The following is a 17,517-nucleotide window of genomic DNA, read 5'->3' on the forward strand; positions in this document are numbered from 1 at the left end:
TGATGCCAGGTGATAACATTCAGATGGTAGTTACCCTGATTGCGCCAATCGCAATGGACCAGGGTCTGCGCTTCGCTATCCGTGAAGGTGGCCGTACAGTAGGTGCTGGTGTTGTTGCTAAAGTTATTGCCTAATCGCCAATAATTAAGTTTCTGGTTCTAAAGTAGGTTTACACTCTAGAACTTCGACAGTAGACACCTGATGTATTACATCAGGTGTCTAGTAGTTAGATTTATGTAATCTTTCCTTGGTTGTAGATTTTTACATTGTCCTCTAAATCATCTTTTATACTGTTCAAATGTCTTCGATTTGTGCCAGTGGTAGTTTATTCTTCAGGGTTTTCATTAATCCATTCTGTTAGTGTATCCTGATATATCAGGTACATCTCTCTATCATCAGCATTCAGTAGTGGTCTGCAATTTTTTCGAATGAATCAGACTCAGATAAGTTGTTCTTTTAAATACAGGTAAGCAATATCTGAGACCTGTATCTGTTCTGTCTCTGTTGGTAAGTACTGACATAGGTAGTTGGTATGGAACCGAAAAATTGGAACAAATAATTAAATGCAAACGATTATTGAAATAATACTCATTATTATTTACCATGGACTATAATATATACCAGAGAGTGCGGTTTATGTATGTCTGCCTATGTAATGCGGTGAGTGATAGAACAATACGTAATGCGGTGCGTCAGCATCACGTTCACTCTATCAGAGAGTTAAAACGTATTGTTCCTGTAGGCCGTGATTGTGGGAAATGCATACGTCAAGCCAGAGAGCTAATTAATGAGGAAATTGCCCAACTGCCCAAGATAGATAAAGTTGCTTGATAAAAAATAAGGCAAGTTTACTACTACTCTGCTGAATAGGTACTACACTTTAAGTACTGGAAGCGGAGGATTAGACTATGAAAGGTGATAAAAAAATCATTGCTTATTTAAATAAACTTCTTGGAAATGAGCTTGTCGCAATTAATCAGTATTTCCTGCATGCCCGGATGTTCAAAAACTGGGGACTTACCCGTCTTAATGAGAAGGAATATCATGAATCTATTGATGAGATGAAGCATGCCGATAGGTACATTGAACGTATTCTTTTTCTTGAAGGAATTCCTAATTTGCAAGACCTAGGGAAACTTAACATTGGAGAAGATATTGAAGAAATGCTCAGATCTGATTTGCAGCTTGAATTACAAGGAGCTCACGACCTGAGAGAAGCGATTGCTTATGCTGATTTGATTCATGACTATGTCAGCCGTGATTTGATGATAGATATCTTAGATGCGGAAGAGGGGCATATTGATTGGCTGGAAACTCAACTTGAACTAATTGAACGCATGGGGATTCAAAATTATACCCAAGCGCAGATTCTTGAAGGAGAGTAGTTACTACAAAGAATGCCCTATCCTACTACATTATATAGTTAGGGCATTCTTTGCTTCGTTCCATATTTTACATTTCCTCTCTGAACAGATTCTCATCTGTATCTTGCTTTGCAAATTGATTTGCGTATAATGCATAGGCTTACTTATGTGTAGGTCTGATTTGTCAATCAGCGAATGTGCAGGGATTTTTACTGCCATTTAAAAATACTCCCGATATGGGGGTTATACATTGAACGATTACACTCTCCCATCAATCGAAATGGGTACGAGGAGTAATTATTTACGTTTATAAAATAGTTGGAGCTCTGGTCTCATGCAGAACCAAAGAATCCGTATCCGCCTGAAAGCATTTGATCATCGTTTGATCGATCAATCAACTGCGGAAATTGTCGAGACCGCTAAGCGTACTGGTGCGCAGGTTCGTGGTCCGATCCCGCTGCCGACTCGTAAAGAGCGTTTTACCGTTCTGATTTCTCCGCATGTTAATAAAGATGCGCGCGATCAGTACGAAATTCGCACTCATAAGCGTCTGGTTGACATCGTTGAGCCAACCGAGAAAACCGTTGATGCTCTGATGCGTCTGGATCTGGCTGCCGGTGTAGACGTGCAGATCAGCCTGGGTTAATCAGGTCATTGAACGATTGAGAGGTTGAAACAATGATTGGTTTAGTCGGTAAAAAAGTGGGTATGACTCGTATCTTCACTGAAGATGGCGTTTCAATCCCTGTAACTGTTATCGAAATTGAAGATAACCGCGTTACTCAGGTTAAAAGCCTAGATAATGATGGTTATCGTGCAATTCAGGTTACCACTGGTAGCAAAAAAGCTAGCCGTGTAAACAAACCTGAAGCAGGGCATTTTGCTAAAGCTGGCGTTGAAGCTGGCCGTATCCTGCGTGAATTCCGCCTATCTGCGGGCGAAGAATATGCTGTAGGTCAAAACATTAGCGTTGAGATTTTCGCTGACGTTAAGAAAGTCGACGTTACTGGTACATCGAAAGGTAAAGGTTTTGCTGGCACTGTTAAGCGCTGGAATTTCCGTACCCAAGATGCTAGCCACGGTAACTCTTTGTCTCACCGTGTTCCGGGTTCTATCGGTCAGAACCAAACTCCGGGCAAGGTATTTAAAGGCAAGAAAATGGCAGGCCAACTGGGTAATGAACGTGTAACCGTTCAAAGCTTGGATGTAGTACGTGTTGACGCTGAGCGCAACCTGCTGCTGGTCAAAGGTGCTGTTCCAGGTGCGACTGGTAGCAACCTGATCGTAAAACCGGCTGTCAAGGCGTAACGTCGAGGAGATAGGAATGGAATTGGTAATGAAAGACGCGCAAGGCGCGCTGACTGTTTCCGAAACTACCTTCGGGCGTGATTTCAATGAAGCGCTTGTGCATCAAGTAGTTGTTGCTTACGCAGCTGGTGCACGTCAAGGTACTCGTGCTCAGAAAACCCGTGCTGAAGTTTCTGGTTCAGGTAAAAAACCATGGCGTCAGAAAGGCACTGGCCGTGCACGCTCTGGTTCTATTAAGAGTCCAATTTGGCGCTCTGGTGGTGTAACTTTCGCAGCTAAGCCACAGGACCACAGTCAAAAAGTTAATAAAAAAATGTACCGCGGTGCTCTGAAAAGCATCCTGTCTGAGCTGGTACGTCAAGATCGTTTGATCGTTGTCGAGAAGTTCTCTGTAGAAGCTCCTAAGACTAAGCTTCTGGTTCAGAAACTGAAAGAAATGACACTGGAAGATGTGCTGATTATCACTGGTGAAGTTGATGAGAACTTGTTCTTAGCAGCTCGTAACCTGTACAAGGTTGATGTCCGTGATGCAGCAGGTATCGATCCAGTTAGTTTGATCGCCTTCGATAAAGTGGTTATGACTGCTGATGCTGTGAAGCAAGTTGAGGAGATGCTGGCATGATCCGTGAAGAACGTCTGCTGAAAGTACTGCGCGCGCCGCATGTATCTGAAAAAGCTTCTACAGCGATGGAAAAAAGTAATACCATCGTTCTCAAAGTTGCGAAAGACGCGACTAAAGCAGAAATTAAAGCTGCTGTACAGAAATTATTTGAAGTCGAAGTTGAAGGTGTTAACACTTTGCTGGTTAAAGGCAAAACTAAACGCCACGGTCAGCGTATTGGTCGTCGTAGCGACTGGAAAAAAGCTTACGTCACTCTAAAAGAAGGCCAGAATATGGACTTCATTGGTGGCGCAGAGTAAGTCGGAGGAGTAAAGAACAATGGCAATTGTTAAATGTAAACCTACGTCTCCGGGCCGTCGCCACGTTGTTAAGGTGGTTAACCCTGAGCTGCATAAGGGCAAACCTTATGCTCCGTTACTGGAAAAAAGCAGCAAAACCGGTGGTCGTAACAACAATGGTCGTATTACCACTCGTCACATTGGTGGTGGTCACAAGCAGCATTATCGTTTGATTGACTTCAAACGTAATAAAGATGGTATTCCTGCTGTAGTTGAGCGCTTGGAATATGATCCAAACCGTTCAGCAAACATCGCCTTGGTTCTGTATAAAGATGGTGAGCGTCGTTATATTCTTGCACCTAAGGGTTTGAAAGCTGGTGACCAGATCCAATCTGGTGCTGATGCCGCTATCAAAGCTGGTAACGCATTGCCAATGCGTAATATCCCAGTTGGTTCTACTGTACACAACGTAGAAATGAAACCGGGTAAAGGTGGTCAGTTGGCTCGTTCTGCTGGTGCATATGTTCAGATCGTTGCTCGTGATGGTTCTTATGTGACCTTGCGTCTGCGTTCTGGTGAAATGCGTAAAGTTCTGTCTGACTGCCGTGCTACTTTAGGCGAAGTTGGTAATGCAGAACACATGCTACGCGTTCTGGGTAAAGCTGGTGCAAGTCGCTGGCGTGGCATTCGTCCTACCGTTCGTGGTACGGCGATGAACCCGGTAGATCACCCACATGGTGGTGGTGAAGGTCGTAACTTTGGTAAACATCCTGTAACTCCTTGGGGCGTTCAAACTAAAGGTAAGAAGACCCGTAGTAATAAACGTACTGATCAGTTCATCGTACGTCGCCGTACTAAAAAATAATTAGAGGATAAGCCATGCCACGTTCTCTCAAGAAAGGTCCATTTATTGACCTGCACTTGCTGAAGAAGGTAGAGAAAGCGGTGGAAAGCGGAGACAAAAAGCCTATTAAGACTTGGTCCCGTCGTTCAACGATCTTTCCTAACATGATCGGTTTGACCATCGCTGTCCATAATGGTCGTCAGCATGTACCTGTTTTTGTTTCCGACGAAATGGTTGGTCATAAACTAGGTGAATTCGCGCCGACCCGTACTTATCGCGGCCATGCGGCCGATAAAAAGGCTAAAAAGCGCTAAGGTAGGAGGAAGAGATGGAAACTATCGCTAAACATCGCCACGCTCGTTCTTCTGCTCAGAAGGTTCGCCTTGTAGCTGACCTGATTCGCGGTAAGAAAGTGTCGCAAGCTCTGGAAACTCTGACCTATACCAATAAGAAAGCTGCTGGTTTAGTGAAGAAAGTACTTGAGTCTGCTATTGCTAATGCAGAACACAACGATGGTGCTGATATTGATGATCTGAAAGTCACGAAGATTTTCGTAGACGAAGGCCCGACCATGAAGCGTATTATGCCTCGTGCAAAAGGTCGTGCAGATCGCATCCTGAAGCGCAGCAGCCACATTACTGTGGTTGTGTCCGATCGCTGAGACTCTGGAGACTAGCAATGGGTCAGAAAGTACATCCTAATGGTATTCGCCTGGGTATTGTCAAACCTTGGAACTCTACCTGGTATGCGAATACCAAAGAATTCGCTGATAACCTGGACAGCGATTTTAAAGTGCGCCAGTACTTGAATAAAGAATTGGCAAAAGCGTCTATTTCACGCATTGTTATTGAACGTCCTGCTAAAAGCATCCGTGTAACTATTCACACTGCTCGCCCAGGTATCGTAATCGGTAAGAAAGGTGAAGACGTAGAGAAACTGCGTAAAACTGTAGCGGAAATCGCTGGTGTTCCTGCGCAAATTAATATTTCTGAAGTGCGTAAGCCTGAACTGGACGCAAAACTGGTTGCTGATAGTATCACTTCACAGTTGGAACGTCGTGTTATGTTCCGCCGTGCTATGAAGCGCGCAGTCCAGAACGCAATGCGTTTGGGTGCCAAAGGTATTAAAGTGGAAGTAAGTGGTCGCTTGGGCGGTGCTGAAATCGCGCGTACTGAATGGTATCGTGAAGGTCGTGTACCATTGCACACACTACGTGCAGACATCGATTATAACACTTCAGAGGCGCACACCACTTATGGTGTACTCGGTGTTAAGGTATGGATCTTCAAAGGTGAGATCTTGGGTGGTATGGCTGCTGTTGAACAGGCGGAAAAACCGGCTGCGCAACCTAAAAAGCAGCAGCGTAAAGGCCGCAAGTAAGGAGAGTCGCTGATGTTACAACCAAAGCGTACGAAATTCCGTAAAGTGCACAAAGGCCGTAACCGTGGTCTGGCAGCAGGTGCGGATGTTAGCTTCGGCACTTTCGGTCTGAAAGCTGTGGGCCGTGGTCGTCTGACAGCGCGTCAGATTGAAGCGGCACGTCGTGCTATGACTCGTGCAATTAAACGTCAAGGTAAAATCTGGATTCGTGTATTCCCAGACAAACCAATCACTGAAAAGCCACTCGAAGTACGTATGGGTAAAGGTAAAGGTAACGTGGAATATTGGGTTGCCTTAATCCAGCCCGGTAAAGTCCTTTATGAAATGGACGGTGTGCCTGAAGAGCTGGCTCGTGAAGCATTCAAGCTGGCAGCAGCGAAACTGCCTATCAAAACCACCTTTGTAACTAAGACGGTGATGTAATGAAAGCACAAGAGCTGCGCGAAAAAAGCGTTGAAGAGCTGAACACAGAGTTGCTGAACCTGCTGCGTGAACAATTTAACCTGCGTATGCAGGCAGCAAGTGGCCAACTACAACAGTCTCACCTGTTGAAACAAGTGCGTCGTGATATCGCACGCGTTAAGACTTTACTGACTGAGAAGGCGGGTGCGTAATGACCGATAAAATCCGTACTCTGCAAGGTCGTGTTGTTAGTGACAAAATGGAGAAATCTATTGTTGTTGCTATTGAGCGTAAGGTGAAGCATCCTCTGTATGGTAAATTCATCAAACGTACGACTAAACTGCACGTACATGACGAGAACAATGAATGTGGAATAGGTGATGTGGTGGAAATCCGCGAAACCCGTCCATTGTCCAAAACTAAATCTTGGACCTTAGTTCGCGTTGTAGAGAAAGCGATTCTGTAAGCTGACTCGAATAGAGTAAACGGCTCAGGCAATGAGCCGTTTATTTTTTCTATCCATATCTGAGATGTGGTGTTATAATGCCGCGCCCTCATGATATGGGGTATCTGAACGGCCTCTTTATTATAGTGAAGTAGGCTCAGTAGTAGTTGACATTTAGCGGAGCACTAAAATGATCCAAGAACAGACTATGCTGAACGTGGCCGACAACTCCGGTGCACGTCGCGTAATGTGTATCAAGGTTCTGGGTGGCTCGCACCGTCGCTACGCACACGTCGGCGACATCATTAAAATCACCATCAAGGAAGCAATTCCTCGTGGTAAAGTGAAAAAAGGTGATGTCCTGAAAGCGGTAGTGGTGCGCACCAAGAAGGGTGTTCGTCGCCCTGACGGTTCTGTCATTCGCTTCGATGGCAATGCTTGCGTGTTGTTGAACAACACAAGTGAGCAGGTTATCGGTACGCGTATTTTTGGGCCGGTAACTCGTGAACTTCGTAATGAAAAGTTCATGAAAATTATCTCCCTGGCACCAGAAGTACTCTAAGGAGCGGACAATGGCAGCGAAAATCCGTCGTGATGACGAAGTTATCGTGCTGACTGGCAAAGATAAAGGTAAGCGCGGTAAAGTAAAACAGGTTCTTTCTACTGGAAAGGTCATTGTTGAAGGTATTAACTTGGTTAAAAAACATCAGAAGCCTGTTCCGGCTCTGAACCAACCAGGTGGCATCGTTGAAAAAGAAGCTGCAATCCAAGTTTCAAACGTTGCAATCTTCAATACGGCAACCAGTAAGGCTGACCGTGTAGGTTTTAGATTTGAAGACGGTAAAAAAGTTCGTTTCTTCAAATCTAACAGCGAAACTATCAAGTAATTTGGAGTAATACGATGGCGAAACTGCATGATTACTACAAAGACGAGGTAGTCCAAAAACTGATGGCTCAGTTTGACTACAATTCTGTCATGCAAGTCCCTCGGGTCGAGAAGATCACCCTGAACATGGGTGTTGGTGAAGCGATTGCTGATAAGAAACTGCTGGATAATGCAGCAGCAGATTTGTCTGCAATCTCTGGTCAAAAACCATTGATCACCAAAGCACGCAAATCAGTTGCAGGCTTCAAAATCCGTCAGGGCTATCCAATCGGCTGTAAAGTTACCCTGCGTGGTGAACGCATGTGGGAGTTTCTTGAGCGCCTGATTTCTATTGCTGTACCTCGTATCCGTGACTTCCGTGGTTTGTCTGCTAAGTCATTTGATGGTCGTGGTAATTACAGCATGGGTGTACGTGAGCAAATCATCTTCCCTGAAATCGATTACGATAAAGTGGATCGTGTTCGTGGTTTAGATATTACTATCACCACAACTGCGAAATCTGATGATGAAGGCCGCGCACTGTTGGCTGCTTTTAACTTCCCGTTCCGCAAGTAAGGCAGGGTATTCATGGCTAAGCAATCAATGAAAGCACGTGATGTAAAACGTGTGAAATTGGCTGAGAAATTCTTCACTAAACGTATAGAATTGAAAGCTATTATTTCTGATGTGAATGCATCTGATGAAGAGCGTTGGAATGCTGTTCTTAAGCTGCAGACACTGCCACGTGATTCCAGCCCTTCTCGTCAGCGTAATCGCTGTCGCCAAACTGGGCGTCCGCATGCATTTTTGCGGAAGTTTGGGTTGAGCCGTATTAAAGTCCGTGAAGCCGCTATGCGCGGTGAAATTCCGGGCCTTAAAAAGGCTAGCTGGTAATTGTCACCAATTGAATCACGGGAGTAAAGACAGATGAGCATGCAAGATCCCATCGCGGATATGCTGACCCGTATCCGTAACGGTCAGGCCGCGAACAAAGTTGCGGTCACCATGCCTTCCTCTAAGCTGAAAGTGGCAATTGCCAAGGTGCTGAAGGAAGAAGGTTATATTGAAGATTACAAAATCGAAGGCGACACCAAGCCAGAACTGGAATTAGTACTGAAGTACTTTCAGGGTAAGGCTGTTGTAGAAAGCATTCAGCGCGTAAGCCGCCCAAGTCTGCGCATCTATAAGAAAAAAGATGAGCTGCCACAAGTTATGGCTGGTTTAGGTATTGCTGTTGTTTCTACCTCTAAAGGTGTAATGACTGATCGTGCAGCTCGCCAAGCTGGTCTTGGTGGCGAGATTCTCTGCTACGTAGCTTAATTCGGGAGGAAAGAATGTCTCGTGTTGCAAAAGCACCCGTCGTCATTCCTGCCGGCGTAGAGGTAAAACTCGACGGTCAGGTGATTTCGATTAAGGGTAAAAACGGCGAGTTGAGTCGTATAATCCATAGCGCAGTTGAAGTTAAGCATGCAGATAACCAACTGACCTTCGCACCACGCGATGGTTATGTAGATGGTTGGGCACAGGCGGGTACTACTCGTTCTTTGCTGAGTGCTATGGTTATCGGTGTTACCGAAGGCTTCACTAAGAAGCTTCAACTGGTAGGTGTTGGTTATCGTGCAGCAGTCAAAGGCAATGTTGTTAACTTGTCTCTTGGCTTCTCGCATCCAGTTGACCACGAACTGCCAGCAGGCATTACTGCAGAATGTCCGTCACAAACTGAAATCGTACTGAAAGGTGCTGATAAGCAGGTAATCGGTCAGGTTGCGGCAGAACTGCGTGCCTATCGTCGTCCTGAGCCTTATAAAGGTAAGGGTGTTCGTTACGCCGATGAAGTCGTGCGTATCAAAGAGGCTAAGAAGAAGTAAGGTAACACTATGGATAAGAAAGCAGCTCGTATCCGTCGTGCGACCCGCGCACGCCGCAAGCTCCAGGAACTGGGTGCGACTCGCCTGGTGGTACATCGTACCCCTCGCCATATTTATGCGCAGGTTATCGCACCAAACGGTTCTGAAACTTTGGTGGCAGCTTCTACTACAGAAAAAGCTATCAATGAGCAGTTGAAATACACTGGAAATAAAGAGGCCGCAGCAGCAGTTGGTAAAGCAATTGCTGAACGTGCACTGGAAAAAGGTATTAAAGATGTATCCTTTGACCGTTCTGGTTTCCAATATCATGGTCGAGTCCAGGCACTGGCAGATGCTGCCCGTGAAGCTGGCCTTCAGTTCTAAGGTAGAGGTGTAAGATGGCTCACATCGAGAAACAAGCTGGCGAACTGCAGGAAAAGCTGATCGCGGTAAACCGCGTATCTAAAACCGTAAAAGGTGGCCGGATTTTCAGCTTTACCGCACTGACTGTTGTAGGTGATGGTAATGGTCGCGTTGGTTTTGGCTACGGCAAAGCACGCGAAGTTCCGGCAGCAATCCAGAAAGCGATGGAAAAAGCCCGTCGCAATATGAAAACCGTCGCACTGAATAGCGGCACTTTGCATCATCCTGTGAAAGGTGCACACACCGGTTCCCGCGTGTTCATGCAGCCTGCTCATGAAGGTACTGGTATCATTGCTGGTGGTGCTATGCGTGCTGTTTTGGAAGTGGCTGGTGTTCATAACGTACTGGCTAAAACCTATGGTTCCACTAACCCAATTAATGTGGTTCGTGCAACCCTGGATGCTTTAGACAGCATGAAGTCTCCAGAAATGGTCGCAGCTAAGCGTGGTAAATCCGTCGAAGAAATTCTGGGGTAATGGCCATGGCTAAGACTATCAAAGTAACACAAATTCGCAGTTCAATCGGTCGTCTGCCTAAACATAAGGCGACTTTGGTTGGTTTAGGTCTGCGTCGTATCGGTCATACAGTAGAGCGTGAAGATACTCCGGCTATACGCGGTATGATCAACTTGGTTTCCTATATGGTTAAAGTTGAGGAGTAACAGATGCGTTTAAATACTCTGTCTCCGGCTGAAGGTGCCAAGCATGCGCCTAAACGTGTAGGTCGTGGTATTGGTTCGGGCTTGGGTAAAACTGGTGGCCGTGGTCACAAAGGTCAGAAATCTCGTTCTGGCGGTGGCGTGCGTCGCGGTTTCGAAGGTGGTCAGATGCCTTTATACCGTCGCTTGCCAAAATTTGGCTTCACTTCACGTAAGGCAATGGTTACAGCAGAAGTTCGTCTGTCTGATTTTGCTGCCGTTGAAGGCGATATTATCGATCTGAACGCACTGAAAGCCGCTAACATTGTTGGCATTCAAATTGAATTCGCGAAAGTTATGCTTTCTGGCGAAATCAACCGTGCAGTAACTGTGCGTGGCCTTCGTGTTACTAAGGGCGCCCGTGCTGCAATTGAAGCTGCTGGCGGTAAAATTGAGGAATAAGTAACAGATGGCTAAACAACCAGGATTAGATTTTCAAAGTGCTAAAGGTGGACTGGGCGAGCTGAAACGCAGACTGTTGTTTGTTATTGGAGCGCTGATTGTTTTCCGTATTGGCTCTTTTATTCCTATCCCTGGTATTGATGCCACTGTGCTTGCCAAATTGCTCGAACAGCAAAGAGGCACCATCATTGAAATGTTTAACATGTTCTCTGGTGGTGCTTTAAGTCGTGCTTCTATCTTTGCCTTGGGAATAATGCCGTATATTTCTGCGTCTATTATTATCCAGTTGCTGACAGTGGTTCATCCAACGTTAGCCGAGATTAAGAAGGAAGGGGAAGCTGGTCGTCGTAAGATTAGCCAGTATACCCGCTATGGTACTTTAGTGCTGGCTATATTTCAGTCAATTGGTATTGCTACCGGTTTACCGAATATGCCAGGGATGCAAGGGCTGGTAATTAACCCAGGATTTGCTTTCTACTTCACGGCTGTTGTGAGCTTAGTTACTGGAACGATGTTCCTGATGTGGCTAGGCGAGCAGATTACTGAGCGAGGTATTGGAAACGGTATCTCTATCATAATTTTTGCTGGTATTGTTGCGGGTCTGCCGCCGGCTATTGGCCATACCATCGAGCAAGCTAGGCAAGGCGATCTGCACTTCCTCCTGTTGCTGTTGGTTGCAGTGTTAGTGTTTGCAGTGACTTTCTTCGTTGTTTTCATGGAGCGTGGTCAACGACGTATTGTTGTTAACTATGCGAAACGTCAACAGGGTCGCCGAGTTTATGCAGCACAGAGTACACATTTACCGTTGAAAGTGAATATGGCTGGGGTTATCCCTGCAATTTTTGCTTCCAGCATTATTCTGTTCCCTGGTACCATAGCTTCTTGGTTCGGGGGTGGAACCGGTTGGAACTGGCTGACTACTATTTCAATGTACTTGCAGCCTGGGCAACCGCTTTATGTGTTACTCTACGCGTCTGCAATCATCTTCTTCTGTTTCTTTTATACTGCGTTGGTTTTCAACCCGAGAGAGACAGCGGATAACCTGAAGAAGTCCGGTGCATTTGTACCAGGAATTCGTCCGGGAGAGCAAACGGCCAAGTACATTGATAAAGTAATGACACGCCTGACCTTGGTTGGTGCGATGTATATTACTTTCATCTGCCTAATCCCGGAGTTCATGCGTGATGCTATGAAAGTACCATTTTATTTTGGTGGTACTTCACTACTTATCGTAGTTGTGGTCATCATGGACTTTATGGCTCAAGTGCAAACTCTAATGATGTCAAGTCAATACGAGTCTGCATTGAAGAAGGCAAACCTTAAAGGTTATAACCGCTAATTGGTTTGCTTGAGAAGTTACGGAGAGTAAAAATGAAAGTTCGTGCTTCCGTCAAGAAATTATGCCGCAACTGCAAAATCGTTAAGCGTAACGGTGTCGTTCGTGTGATTTGCAGCGCAGAGCCTAAGCATAAACAACGCCAAGGCTAATAAAATAGCATATTTTTCTTGCAAAGTCGGTTTGAGCTGGCTAAATTAGCCAGCCAATCTTTTTTATATCACAGCAACATTGTTTGAGTATCCTGAAAACGGGCTTTTCAGAATGGTGTTGCCGTAAATAATTGTAGGAGTGCATAGTGGCCCGTATAGCAGGCATTAACATTCCTGATCAGAAGCATACCGTAATCGCTTTGACATCGATCTACGGAATTGGTAGAACTCGCTCTCAAGCCATTTGTGCTGCGGCGGGTATTGCTGAACATGTTAAGATCAGTGAGCTGTCTGAAGAGCAAATTGACAAGCTGCGTGACGAAGTTGCCAAATACGTTGTAGAAGGTGATCTGCGTCGTGAAGTAACCCTGAGCATCAAACGTCTGATGGATCTTGGTACTTATCGTGGTTTACGTCACCGTCGTGGTCTACCAGTTCGCGGTCAGCGTACTAAGACCAATGCACGTACCCGTAAGGGTCCACGTAAGCCGATCAAGAAATAATCGGGGTATTGTATAATGGCAAAAGCACCTATTCGTGCACGTAAGCGTGTAAGAAAGCAAGTTTCTGACGGTGTGGCTCATATCCATGCTTCTTTCAACAACACCATCGTGACCATTACTGACCGTCAGGGTAACGCTCTGGGTTGGGCAACTGCTGGTGGTTCCGGTTTCCGTGGTTCTCGTAAATCTACTCCGTTTGCGGCTCAGGTTGCGGCAGAGCGCTGCGCTGAAGCAGTGAAAGAATACGGAATTAAGAACCTGGAAGTTATGGTTAAAGGACCTGGTCCTGGCCGCGAGTCAACTATCCGTGCGTTAAATGCGGCAGGTTTCCGCATCACTAACATTACTGATGTGACTCCGATCCCTCATAACGGTTGTCGTCCACCTAAAAAACGTCGCGTTTAATAGCGTTTACTTTTTTAGGTTTGTTGGAGAAAGAAAATGGCAAGATATTTGGGTCCTAAGCTCAAGCTGAGCCGTCGCGAGGGTACAGATCTATTCCTGAAATCTGGCGTTCGCGCGATTGACACCAAGTGTAAATTGGAACAACCACCTGGACAGCATGGCGCACGTAAACCGCGCTTATCTGACTATGGTGTACAGTTACGTGAAAAACAAAAAGTTCGTCGTATTTACGGTGTGCTGGAACGTCAATTCCGTAACTATTATAAAGAAGCAACTCGTCTGAAAGGCAATACAGGTGAAAACCTGCTAAGTTTGCTGGAAGGCCGCCTGGACAACGTTGTTTACCGTATGGGCTTCGGTGCAACTCGTGCTGAATCACGCCAAATGGTGAGCCACAAGGCTATCATGGTAAATGGTCGCGTTGTTAATATCGCTTCTTATCAGGTATCCCCGAATGACGTAGTCAGCGTTCGTGAAAAATCGAAAAAGCAGTCTCGTATTAAGGCAGCTTTAGAGCTGGCTGAGCAGCGTGAGAAACCAACTTGGTTGGAAGTTGATGCTGCGAAGATGGAAGGTGTGTTCAAACGTATTCCAGAACGTACCGATCTGTCCGCTGACATTAACGAACACCTGATCGTCGAGCTTTACTCTAAGTAAAGCTTAGCACCAAAGAGAGGACACAATGCAGGGTTCTGTGACAGAGTTTCTAAAACCGCGCCTGGTAGATATCGAGCAAGTCAGTTCGACGCACGCCAAGGTGACCCTTGAGCCATTAGAGCGGGGCTTTGGCCATACTCTAGGCAACGCACTGCGCCGTATTCTGCTTTCGTCTATGCCGGGTTGTGCGGTGACTGAGGTTGAGATTGATGGTGTACTGCATGAGTACAGCACCAAAGAAGGTGTACAGGAAGATATCCTGGAGATTCTCCTCAACCTGAAAGGGCTGGCGGTAAGAGTTCAGGGCAAAGATGAAGTTATTCTTACCTTGAATAAGTCTGGCATTGGCCCTGTGACTGCAGCCGACATTATCCACGACGGTGATGTCGAAATCGTCAAGCCGCAACATGTAATCTGCCACCTGACAGACGAAACTGCTTCTATTAGCATGCGTATTAAAGTTCAGCGTGGTCGGGGTTATGTGCCGGCTTCTGCCCGGATTCATTCGGAAGAAGATGAGCGCCCTATTGGTCGTTTGTTAGTAGACGCTTGTTATAGCCCAGTAGAGCGTATTGCCTACAATGTTGAAGCAGCGCGTGTAGAACAACGTACCGATTTGGACAAGTTGGTTATCGAGATGGAAACTAACGGTACAATCGATCCTGAAGAAGCGATTCGCCGTGCAGCTACCATTTTGGCTGAACAGCTGGAAGCTTTTGTTGATTTACGTGATGTACGTCAGCCAGAAGTAAAAGAAGAGAAGCCAGAGTTTGATCCGATCCTGCTGCGCCCTGTTGACGATCTGGAATTGACTGTCCGCTCTGCTAACTGCCTTAAGGCAGAAGCTATCCACTACATCGGTGATTTGGTACAGCGTACCGAGGTTGAGTTACTGAAGACACCTAACCTAGGTAAAAAATCTCTCACAGAGATCAAAGACGTACTGGCTTCACGTGGCTTATCTCTGGGCATGCGCTTGGAAAACTGGCCACCAGCAAGTATTGCTGATGAATAACTAGATCACAGGTTAAGGTTTTACTGAGAAGGATAAGGTCATGCGCCATCGTAAGAGTGGTCGTCAATTGAACCGCAACAGCAGCCATCGCCAAGCTATGTTCCGCAACATGGCAGGTTCTTTGGTTCGTCATGAAATCATCAAGACGACTCTGCCTAAAGCGAAAGAACTGCGTCGCGTCGTTGAGCCGCTGATTACTCTTGCCAAGATCGATAGCGTAGCTAATCGTCGTCTGGCATTCGCCCGTACTCGTGATAACGAAATCGTGGCAAAACTGTTTAATGAGCTGGGTCCGCGTTTTGCGAGCCGTGCAGGTGGTTACACTCGTATTTTAAAGTGTGGCTTCCGTGCTGGTGATAATGCTCCGATGGCATACATCGAGCTTGTTGACCGTGCTGCTGAGCCTCAAACAGAAGTTGCTGCTGCGGAGTAATCTGTAGAGGCATGTAAAAGAACCGGGTTTATCCCGGTTTTTTTACACCTGTATATTCGAATATCTCACTTATTTCTTTCTAATTCCTGTTATGCTGATATTTCAAGCAATGCAATTTTATCTATTGTGTAGGAGATATAAAGATGTATCGTATTGGCCAACTAGCTAGATTAGCGAATGTGACCCCCGATACAGTGCGTTTCTATGAAAAACAGGGAATGATGGAACATCAGAACCGTACTGAGGGTGGATATAGGCTTTATACCGAACAAGATCTACAGCGTCTTCGATTTATACGTTATGCCAAGCAGTTAGGGTTTACATTGGAAGCTATTACTGAATTGCTGTCTATTCGTGTAGATCCTGATCATCATACTTGTGAAGAATCTAAGCAAATTGTGGACTCTAGATTGATGGAAGTAGAGGAAAAACTTTTTGAAATGCGAAAGATGCGTGATTCACTTAAGAGGTTAAGTGATGCTTGTTGTGGTAGTTCTCACATAAGCACTTATTGTTCCATTCTTGAAACTTTAGAGCAAGGTGCTTTAAATAAGGAATAAATAATTTCTCTTTATTGTTGGGAATTCAGCAAGTAAAATTGCTGTTTTTTAGACAAGTTAAGATGATAGAGGAATATTATGATTGAATATCACCATAAAAAGGGTGTAATAAAGGATAATGCTATTGAAGCTCTATTGCGTGATCCGCTGTTCAAACAACGGGTTGAGAAAAATAAAAAAGGGAAAGGAAGCTATCAGAGGAAAGGCAAACACAATAAGTCAGGTAACTGGGAGGCCAGTGGTAAGTGATCATTAGATTTGTTACCACTGGCTTTTTAGTTTGATAAGTTTGTTTTACTACTTCAGTAAACTCCGAGTTTTTGTTAATGATTCTTTTAATAGTTTGAATGTTTAAATAACCCGAATTCTGCTTAAGCCGTCATTGAGAAATCTTCTTCTGAGTAGAAAACTTTCAGTGATGGTTTTTTCAATTTAAGGCAGTAAGCAATCAGTCCACCTAAAACGGTCAACATAAATCCTCTTATACTTCGGTGGCGCGAATGCTCTATCTGAGAAATTAATTTTAATTGCCCATTAATCGTTTCAATAATAAAACGCTTTTTTAACATTATCTTATCCCACTCAGCTTGCATACGTGCTTTCATGTTACGCCGTTTTTTCGTGATGAAAGTGACACCGGTTTTGGCTAAATCGTCCGCCAATTCCTGGCTGAGATAACCTTTGTCACCGTACAGAGAACCCGTTAATTCTTTTGCTAATTCGCGAACAGGTTCCCGAGCATCCACATTACCGGCAGTGACTTTAAGCGCGAGAATTTCCCCTTGATGATTGACAACCAAGTGTAATTTGAAACCATAAAACCATCCCATTGAATTTTTTCCGCGCTGTGCTATTCCCGCAAAGACCTTATGTCGAGGGATGCGAATGTTATGGCAGACACTCAAACGGGTGGAATCAATAAAAGCAATGCCTGTGGGTTTCCCTTTTAATTGAGTCAGATAGCGGCATAGTGGCACCAAAACGGAAGGGGCAATGCTGATAAAACGGGTATAACTGAGTAAAGTGGGGAAGTCGCGGTGGTGGTATTGCCAAATATGTTCTAAATAAAAATGTTTAAAATCACGGTAATGTGACAGATGAAAAAGGATCAAAATGGTCATGATTTCACTGGGATACATATGACCTTGTCGGCGGCGTAAACGATGCCCACTCTCGAGACAAAATTGTTCCCATTGAGGGATGAAAAAACGGCAAAAATCATCGACATCACAGAAAATTTCAACTAAGTTGTCCATAGCCTGTTCCCCCTCGGAGCTGTTTTTGGGTCTGCACCAAAACTTTGCTCCTGGAACAGGCTTCTCGTCAATTTCTTATCCAGAATTCGGGTTAAATAGCTATGGACACTGACCTGATGCAAGAAGCATAGATGTGTTTTTTATTGACATGGAAAGAGCATCCAAGATTCTGTGCCGCGTTAAAAAATCATTACAACTTGGATTCACATAATAAGTGCAACATCGTTAATCTGGAAGTAAACATGTTCGCATTCCTTTAAATAATTCATTCGGTGTTTTCCCACCCCGTGTTTTTCGAGGGCGATTATTTAATCGGTTTACCA

At 45.1% G+C, this 17,517-nt stretch carries 33 protein-coding genes and 1 pseudogene; 33 read left to right on the forward strand and 1 reads right to left on the reverse strand.

The genetic code is table 11. The features are described from left to right. The 33 genes and pseudogenes from EAE89_RS21130 to EAE89_RS21290 all read left to right on the forward strand — a co-directional run. On the forward strand, positions 1–134 hold a 134-nt coding region (locus EAE89_RS21130; RefSeq protein ID WP_072161849.1), incomplete at its 5' end, for an EF-Tu C-terminal domain-related protein. A 502-nt stretch (positions 135–636) separates the two neighbouring features. Further along, positions 637–831: a bacterioferritin-associated ferredoxin gene (gene bfd / locus EAE89_RS21135; RefSeq protein WP_072023292.1), complete on the forward strand. Its 195-nt coding sequence runs from the start codon at positions 637–639 to the stop codon at positions 829–831. Between the two features lie 77 nt (positions 832–908). Then, complete coding sequence (gene bfr, locus EAE89_RS21140) at positions 909–1,385, forward strand: bacterioferritin (protein WP_054480951.1); 477 nt, start codon at positions 909–911, stop codon at positions 1,383–1,385. Between the two features lie 313 nt (positions 1,386–1,698). Continuing rightward, positions 1,699–2,010 carry a 30S ribosomal protein S10 gene (gene rpsJ, locus EAE89_RS21145; protein WP_001181005.1) on the forward strand — a complete coding sequence of 104 codons (312 nt, stop codon included), beginning with the start codon at positions 1,699–1,701 and terminating at the stop codon, positions 2,008–2,010. A 32-nt stretch (positions 2,011–2,042) separates the two neighbouring features. Further along, a complete protein-coding gene (gene rplC, locus EAE89_RS21150) occupies positions 2,043–2,672 on the forward strand; it encodes a 50S ribosomal protein L3 (protein WP_054480949.1) in 630 nt (209 codons plus the stop codon). A 16-nt stretch (positions 2,673–2,688) separates the two neighbouring features. Next, positions 2,689–3,294, forward strand: coding sequence for a 50S ribosomal protein L4 (gene rplD, locus EAE89_RS21155; RefSeq protein WP_054480947.1), 606 nt, complete (start codon positions 2,689–2,691; stop codon positions 3,292–3,294). Further along, positions 3,291–3,593: a 50S ribosomal protein L23 gene (gene rplW / locus EAE89_RS21160; protein ID WP_021322796.1), complete on the forward strand. Its 303-nt coding sequence runs from the start codon at positions 3,291–3,293 to the stop codon at positions 3,591–3,593. Before rplD ends, rplW begins: the two co-directional genes overlap by 4 nt. Before the next feature lie 19 nt (positions 3,594–3,612). Beyond that, positions 3,613–4,437, forward strand: coding sequence for a 50S ribosomal protein L2 (gene rplB / locus EAE89_RS21165; protein WP_021322795.1), 825 nt, complete (start codon positions 3,613–3,615; stop codon positions 4,435–4,437). Between the two features lie 14 nt (positions 4,438–4,451). Further along, complete coding sequence (gene rpsS / locus EAE89_RS21170) at positions 4,452–4,730, forward strand: 30S ribosomal protein S19 (RefSeq protein WP_011148791.1); 279 nt, start codon at positions 4,452–4,454, stop codon at positions 4,728–4,730. 14 nt (positions 4,731–4,744) lie between these two features. After that, the gene (gene rplV / locus EAE89_RS21175) at positions 4,745–5,077 is read left to right on the forward strand and encodes a 50S ribosomal protein L22 (RefSeq protein WP_011148790.1); all 333 of its coding nucleotides are present in this window, start codon (positions 4,745–4,747) and stop codon (positions 5,075–5,077) included. Positions 5,078–5,094: 17 nt separating this feature from the next. Beyond that, a complete protein-coding gene (gene rpsC / locus EAE89_RS21180) occupies positions 5,095–5,796 on the forward strand; it encodes a 30S ribosomal protein S3 (protein WP_015836279.1) in 702 nt (233 codons plus the stop codon). 12 nt (positions 5,797–5,808) lie between these two features. Continuing rightward, a complete protein-coding gene (gene rplP / locus EAE89_RS21185; protein ID WP_012990491.1) occupies positions 5,809–6,219 on the forward strand; it encodes a 50S ribosomal protein L16 in 411 nt (136 codons plus the stop codon). Beyond that, a complete protein-coding gene (rpmC, locus tag EAE89_RS21190) occupies positions 6,219–6,410 on the forward strand; it encodes a 50S ribosomal protein L29 (RefSeq protein WP_021322794.1) in 192 nt (63 codons plus the stop codon). The genes rplP and rpmC overlap by 1 nt, the downstream gene beginning before the upstream one ends. Continuing rightward, positions 6,410–6,664: a 30S ribosomal protein S17 gene (gene rpsQ / locus EAE89_RS21195; RefSeq protein WP_011148786.1), complete on the forward strand. Its 255-nt coding sequence runs from the start codon at positions 6,410–6,412 to the stop codon at positions 6,662–6,664. Before rpmC ends, rpsQ begins: the two co-directional genes overlap by 1 nt. A gap of 169 nt (positions 6,665–6,833) precedes the next feature. Beyond that, the gene (rplN, locus tag EAE89_RS21200; RefSeq protein WP_015836277.1) at positions 6,834–7,205 is read left to right on the forward strand and encodes a 50S ribosomal protein L14; all 372 of its coding nucleotides are present in this window, start codon (positions 6,834–6,836) and stop codon (positions 7,203–7,205) included. Positions 7,206–7,215: 10 nt separating this feature from the next. Continuing rightward, positions 7,216–7,530 (forward strand): 50S ribosomal protein L24, encoded by a 315-nt coding sequence (rplX, locus tag EAE89_RS21205; protein ID WP_054480944.1) that lies wholly within the window; start codon positions 7,216–7,218, stop codon positions 7,528–7,530. A 14-nt stretch (positions 7,531–7,544) separates the two neighbouring features. Continuing rightward, positions 7,545–8,084: a 50S ribosomal protein L5 gene (rplE, locus tag EAE89_RS21210; RefSeq protein ID WP_054480942.1), complete on the forward strand. Its 540-nt coding sequence runs from the start codon at positions 7,545–7,547 to the stop codon at positions 8,082–8,084. 12 nt (positions 8,085–8,096) lie between these two features. After that, positions 8,097–8,402: a 30S ribosomal protein S14 gene (gene rpsN, locus EAE89_RS21215; protein WP_054480940.1), complete on the forward strand. Its 306-nt coding sequence runs from the start codon at positions 8,097–8,099 to the stop codon at positions 8,400–8,402. A 33-nt stretch (positions 8,403–8,435) separates the two neighbouring features. Next, positions 8,436–8,828, forward strand: coding sequence for a 30S ribosomal protein S8 (rpsH, locus tag EAE89_RS21220; protein ID WP_011148781.1), 393 nt, complete (start codon positions 8,436–8,438; stop codon positions 8,826–8,828). A 14-nt stretch (positions 8,829–8,842) separates the two neighbouring features. Continuing rightward, positions 8,843–9,376 carry a 50S ribosomal protein L6 gene (rplF, locus tag EAE89_RS21225; protein ID WP_054480938.1) on the forward strand — a complete coding sequence of 178 codons (534 nt, stop codon included), beginning with the start codon at positions 8,843–8,845 and terminating at the stop codon, positions 9,374–9,376. 9 nt (positions 9,377–9,385) lie between these two features. Then, complete coding sequence (rplR, locus tag EAE89_RS21230) at positions 9,386–9,739, forward strand: 50S ribosomal protein L18 (protein WP_011148779.1); 354 nt, start codon at positions 9,386–9,388, stop codon at positions 9,737–9,739. A 14-nt stretch (positions 9,740–9,753) separates the two neighbouring features. Beyond that, positions 9,754–10,254 (forward strand): 30S ribosomal protein S5, encoded by a 501-nt coding sequence (gene rpsE, locus EAE89_RS21235; RefSeq protein ID WP_054480936.1) that lies wholly within the window; start codon positions 9,754–9,756, stop codon positions 10,252–10,254. Between the two features lie 5 nt (positions 10,255–10,259). Further along, entirely contained in the window at positions 10,260–10,439 is a 180-nt protein-coding gene (rpmD, locus tag EAE89_RS21240) for a 50S ribosomal protein L30 (RefSeq protein ID WP_011148777.1), read from the forward strand. Between the two features lie 3 nt (positions 10,440–10,442). Beyond that, entirely contained in the window at positions 10,443–10,877 is a 435-nt protein-coding gene (gene rplO, locus EAE89_RS21245; protein ID WP_054480934.1) for a 50S ribosomal protein L15, read from the forward strand. Between the two features lie 7 nt (positions 10,878–10,884). Then, positions 10,885–12,216, forward strand: a complete 1,332-nt coding sequence (gene secY / locus EAE89_RS21250; protein WP_011148775.1) for a preprotein translocase subunit SecY — start codon at positions 10,885–10,887, stop codon at positions 12,214–12,216. Between the two features lie 32 nt (positions 12,217–12,248). Further along, positions 12,249–12,365, forward strand: coding sequence for a 50S ribosomal protein L36 (gene rpmJ / locus EAE89_RS21255; protein ID WP_002227352.1), 117 nt, complete (start codon positions 12,249–12,251; stop codon positions 12,363–12,365). A gap of 146 nt (positions 12,366–12,511) precedes the next feature. Then, positions 12,512–12,868: a 30S ribosomal protein S13 gene (gene rpsM, locus EAE89_RS21260; RefSeq protein ID WP_036773472.1), complete on the forward strand. Its 357-nt coding sequence runs from the start codon at positions 12,512–12,514 to the stop codon at positions 12,866–12,868. A gap of 15 nt (positions 12,869–12,883) precedes the next feature. Beyond that, positions 12,884–13,273 (forward strand): 30S ribosomal protein S11, encoded by a 390-nt coding sequence (gene rpsK / locus EAE89_RS21265; protein ID WP_002919257.1) that lies wholly within the window; start codon positions 12,884–12,886, stop codon positions 13,271–13,273. A 36-nt stretch (positions 13,274–13,309) separates the two neighbouring features. Next, the gene (gene rpsD, locus EAE89_RS21270; RefSeq protein ID WP_036773474.1) at positions 13,310–13,930 is read left to right on the forward strand and encodes a 30S ribosomal protein S4; all 621 of its coding nucleotides are present in this window, start codon (positions 13,310–13,312) and stop codon (positions 13,928–13,930) included. A 25-nt stretch (positions 13,931–13,955) separates the two neighbouring features. Continuing rightward, on the forward strand, positions 13,956–14,945 hold the full coding sequence (locus tag EAE89_RS21275; RefSeq protein WP_011148772.1) for a DNA-directed RNA polymerase subunit alpha: 990 nt from the start codon (positions 13,956–13,958) through the stop codon (positions 14,943–14,945). 40 nt (positions 14,946–14,985) lie between these two features. Continuing rightward, entirely contained in the window at positions 14,986–15,378 is a 393-nt protein-coding gene (rplQ, locus tag EAE89_RS21280) for a 50S ribosomal protein L17 (protein WP_054480932.1), read from the forward strand. A 143-nt stretch (positions 15,379–15,521) separates the two neighbouring features. After that, positions 15,522–15,938, forward strand: coding sequence for a Zn(2+)-responsive transcriptional regulator (zntR, locus tag EAE89_RS21285; protein WP_054480930.1), 417 nt, complete (start codon positions 15,522–15,524; stop codon positions 15,936–15,938). Between the two features lie 78 nt (positions 15,939–16,016). Continuing rightward, positions 16,017–16,222 (forward strand): annotated as a pseudogene (locus EAE89_RS21290) (alternative ribosome-rescue factor A). 87 nt (positions 16,223–16,309) lie between these two features. Here EAE89_RS21290 and EAE89_RS21295 read toward each other — a convergent pair. Then, a complete protein-coding gene (locus tag EAE89_RS21295; protein WP_214086535.1) occupies positions 16,310–17,194 on the reverse strand; it encodes an IS982 family transposase in 885 nt (294 codons plus the stop codon). Between the last annotated feature and the right edge of the window lie 323 nt (positions 17,195–17,517).

This window comes from Photorhabdus heterorhabditis, from assembly GCF_018448905.1.
GTDB lineage: Bacteria > Pseudomonadota > Gammaproteobacteria > Enterobacterales > Enterobacteriaceae > Photorhabdus > Photorhabdus heterorhabditis.

Coding starts and splice junctions, on each gene's coding strand:
- bfd (WP_072023292.1), top strand. CDS start 637: ATGTATGTCTGCCTATGTAATGCGGTGAGTGATAGAACAATACGTAAT.
- bfr (WP_054480951.1), top strand. CDS start 909: ATGAAAGGTGATAAAAAAATCATTGCTTATTTAAATAAACTTCTTGGA.
- rpsJ (WP_001181005.1), top strand. CDS start 1,699: ATGCAGAACCAAAGAATCCGTATCCGCCTGAAAGCATTTGATCATCGT.
- rplC (WP_054480949.1), top strand. CDS start 2,043: ATGATTGGTTTAGTCGGTAAAAAAGTGGGTATGACTCGTATCTTCACT.
- rplD (WP_054480947.1), top strand. CDS start 2,689: ATGGAATTGGTAATGAAAGACGCGCAAGGCGCGCTGACTGTTTCCGAA.
- rplW (WP_021322796.1), top strand. CDS start 3,291: ATGATCCGTGAAGAACGTCTGCTGAAAGTACTGCGCGCGCCGCATGTA.
- rplB (WP_021322795.1), top strand. CDS start 3,613: ATGGCAATTGTTAAATGTAAACCTACGTCTCCGGGCCGTCGCCACGTT.
- rpsS (WP_011148791.1), top strand. CDS start 4,452: ATGCCACGTTCTCTCAAGAAAGGTCCATTTATTGACCTGCACTTGCTG.
- rplV (WP_011148790.1), top strand. CDS start 4,745: ATGGAAACTATCGCTAAACATCGCCACGCTCGTTCTTCTGCTCAGAAG.
- rpsC (WP_015836279.1), top strand. CDS start 5,095: ATGGGTCAGAAAGTACATCCTAATGGTATTCGCCTGGGTATTGTCAAA.
- rplP (WP_012990491.1), top strand. CDS start 5,809: ATGTTACAACCAAAGCGTACGAAATTCCGTAAAGTGCACAAAGGCCGT.
- rpmC (WP_021322794.1), top strand. CDS start 6,219: ATGAAAGCACAAGAGCTGCGCGAAAAAAGCGTTGAAGAGCTGAACACA.
- rpsQ (WP_011148786.1), top strand. CDS start 6,410: ATGACCGATAAAATCCGTACTCTGCAAGGTCGTGTTGTTAGTGACAAA.
- rplN (WP_015836277.1), top strand. CDS start 6,834: ATGATCCAAGAACAGACTATGCTGAACGTGGCCGACAACTCCGGTGCA.
- rplX (WP_054480944.1), top strand. CDS start 7,216: ATGGCAGCGAAAATCCGTCGTGATGACGAAGTTATCGTGCTGACTGGC.
- rplE (WP_054480942.1), top strand. CDS start 7,545: ATGGCGAAACTGCATGATTACTACAAAGACGAGGTAGTCCAAAAACTG.
- rpsN (WP_054480940.1), top strand. CDS start 8,097: ATGGCTAAGCAATCAATGAAAGCACGTGATGTAAAACGTGTGAAATTG.
- rpsH (WP_011148781.1), top strand. CDS start 8,436: ATGAGCATGCAAGATCCCATCGCGGATATGCTGACCCGTATCCGTAAC.
- rplF (WP_054480938.1), top strand. CDS start 8,843: ATGTCTCGTGTTGCAAAAGCACCCGTCGTCATTCCTGCCGGCGTAGAG.
- rplR (WP_011148779.1), top strand. CDS start 9,386: ATGGATAAGAAAGCAGCTCGTATCCGTCGTGCGACCCGCGCACGCCGC.
- rpsE (WP_054480936.1), top strand. CDS start 9,754: ATGGCTCACATCGAGAAACAAGCTGGCGAACTGCAGGAAAAGCTGATC.
- rpmD (WP_011148777.1), top strand. CDS start 10,260: ATGGCTAAGACTATCAAAGTAACACAAATTCGCAGTTCAATCGGTCGT.
- rplO (WP_054480934.1), top strand. CDS start 10,443: ATGCGTTTAAATACTCTGTCTCCGGCTGAAGGTGCCAAGCATGCGCCT.
- secY (WP_011148775.1), top strand. CDS start 10,885: ATGGCTAAACAACCAGGATTAGATTTTCAAAGTGCTAAAGGTGGACTG.
- rpmJ (WP_002227352.1), top strand. CDS start 12,249: ATGAAAGTTCGTGCTTCCGTCAAGAAATTATGCCGCAACTGCAAAATC.
- rpsK (WP_002919257.1), top strand. CDS start 12,884: ATGGCAAAAGCACCTATTCGTGCACGTAAGCGTGTAAGAAAGCAAGTT.
- rpsD (WP_036773474.1), top strand. CDS start 13,310: ATGGCAAGATATTTGGGTCCTAAGCTCAAGCTGAGCCGTCGCGAGGGT.
- EAE89_RS21275 (WP_011148772.1), top strand. CDS start 13,956: ATGCAGGGTTCTGTGACAGAGTTTCTAAAACCGCGCCTGGTAGATATC.
- rplQ (WP_054480932.1), top strand. CDS start 14,986: ATGCGCCATCGTAAGAGTGGTCGTCAATTGAACCGCAACAGCAGCCAT.
- zntR (WP_054480930.1), top strand. CDS start 15,522: ATGTATCGTATTGGCCAACTAGCTAGATTAGCGAATGTGACCCCCGAT.
- EAE89_RS21295 (WP_214086535.1), bottom strand. CDS start 17,194: ATGGACAACTTAGTTGAAATTTTCTGTGATGTCGATGATTTTTGCCGT.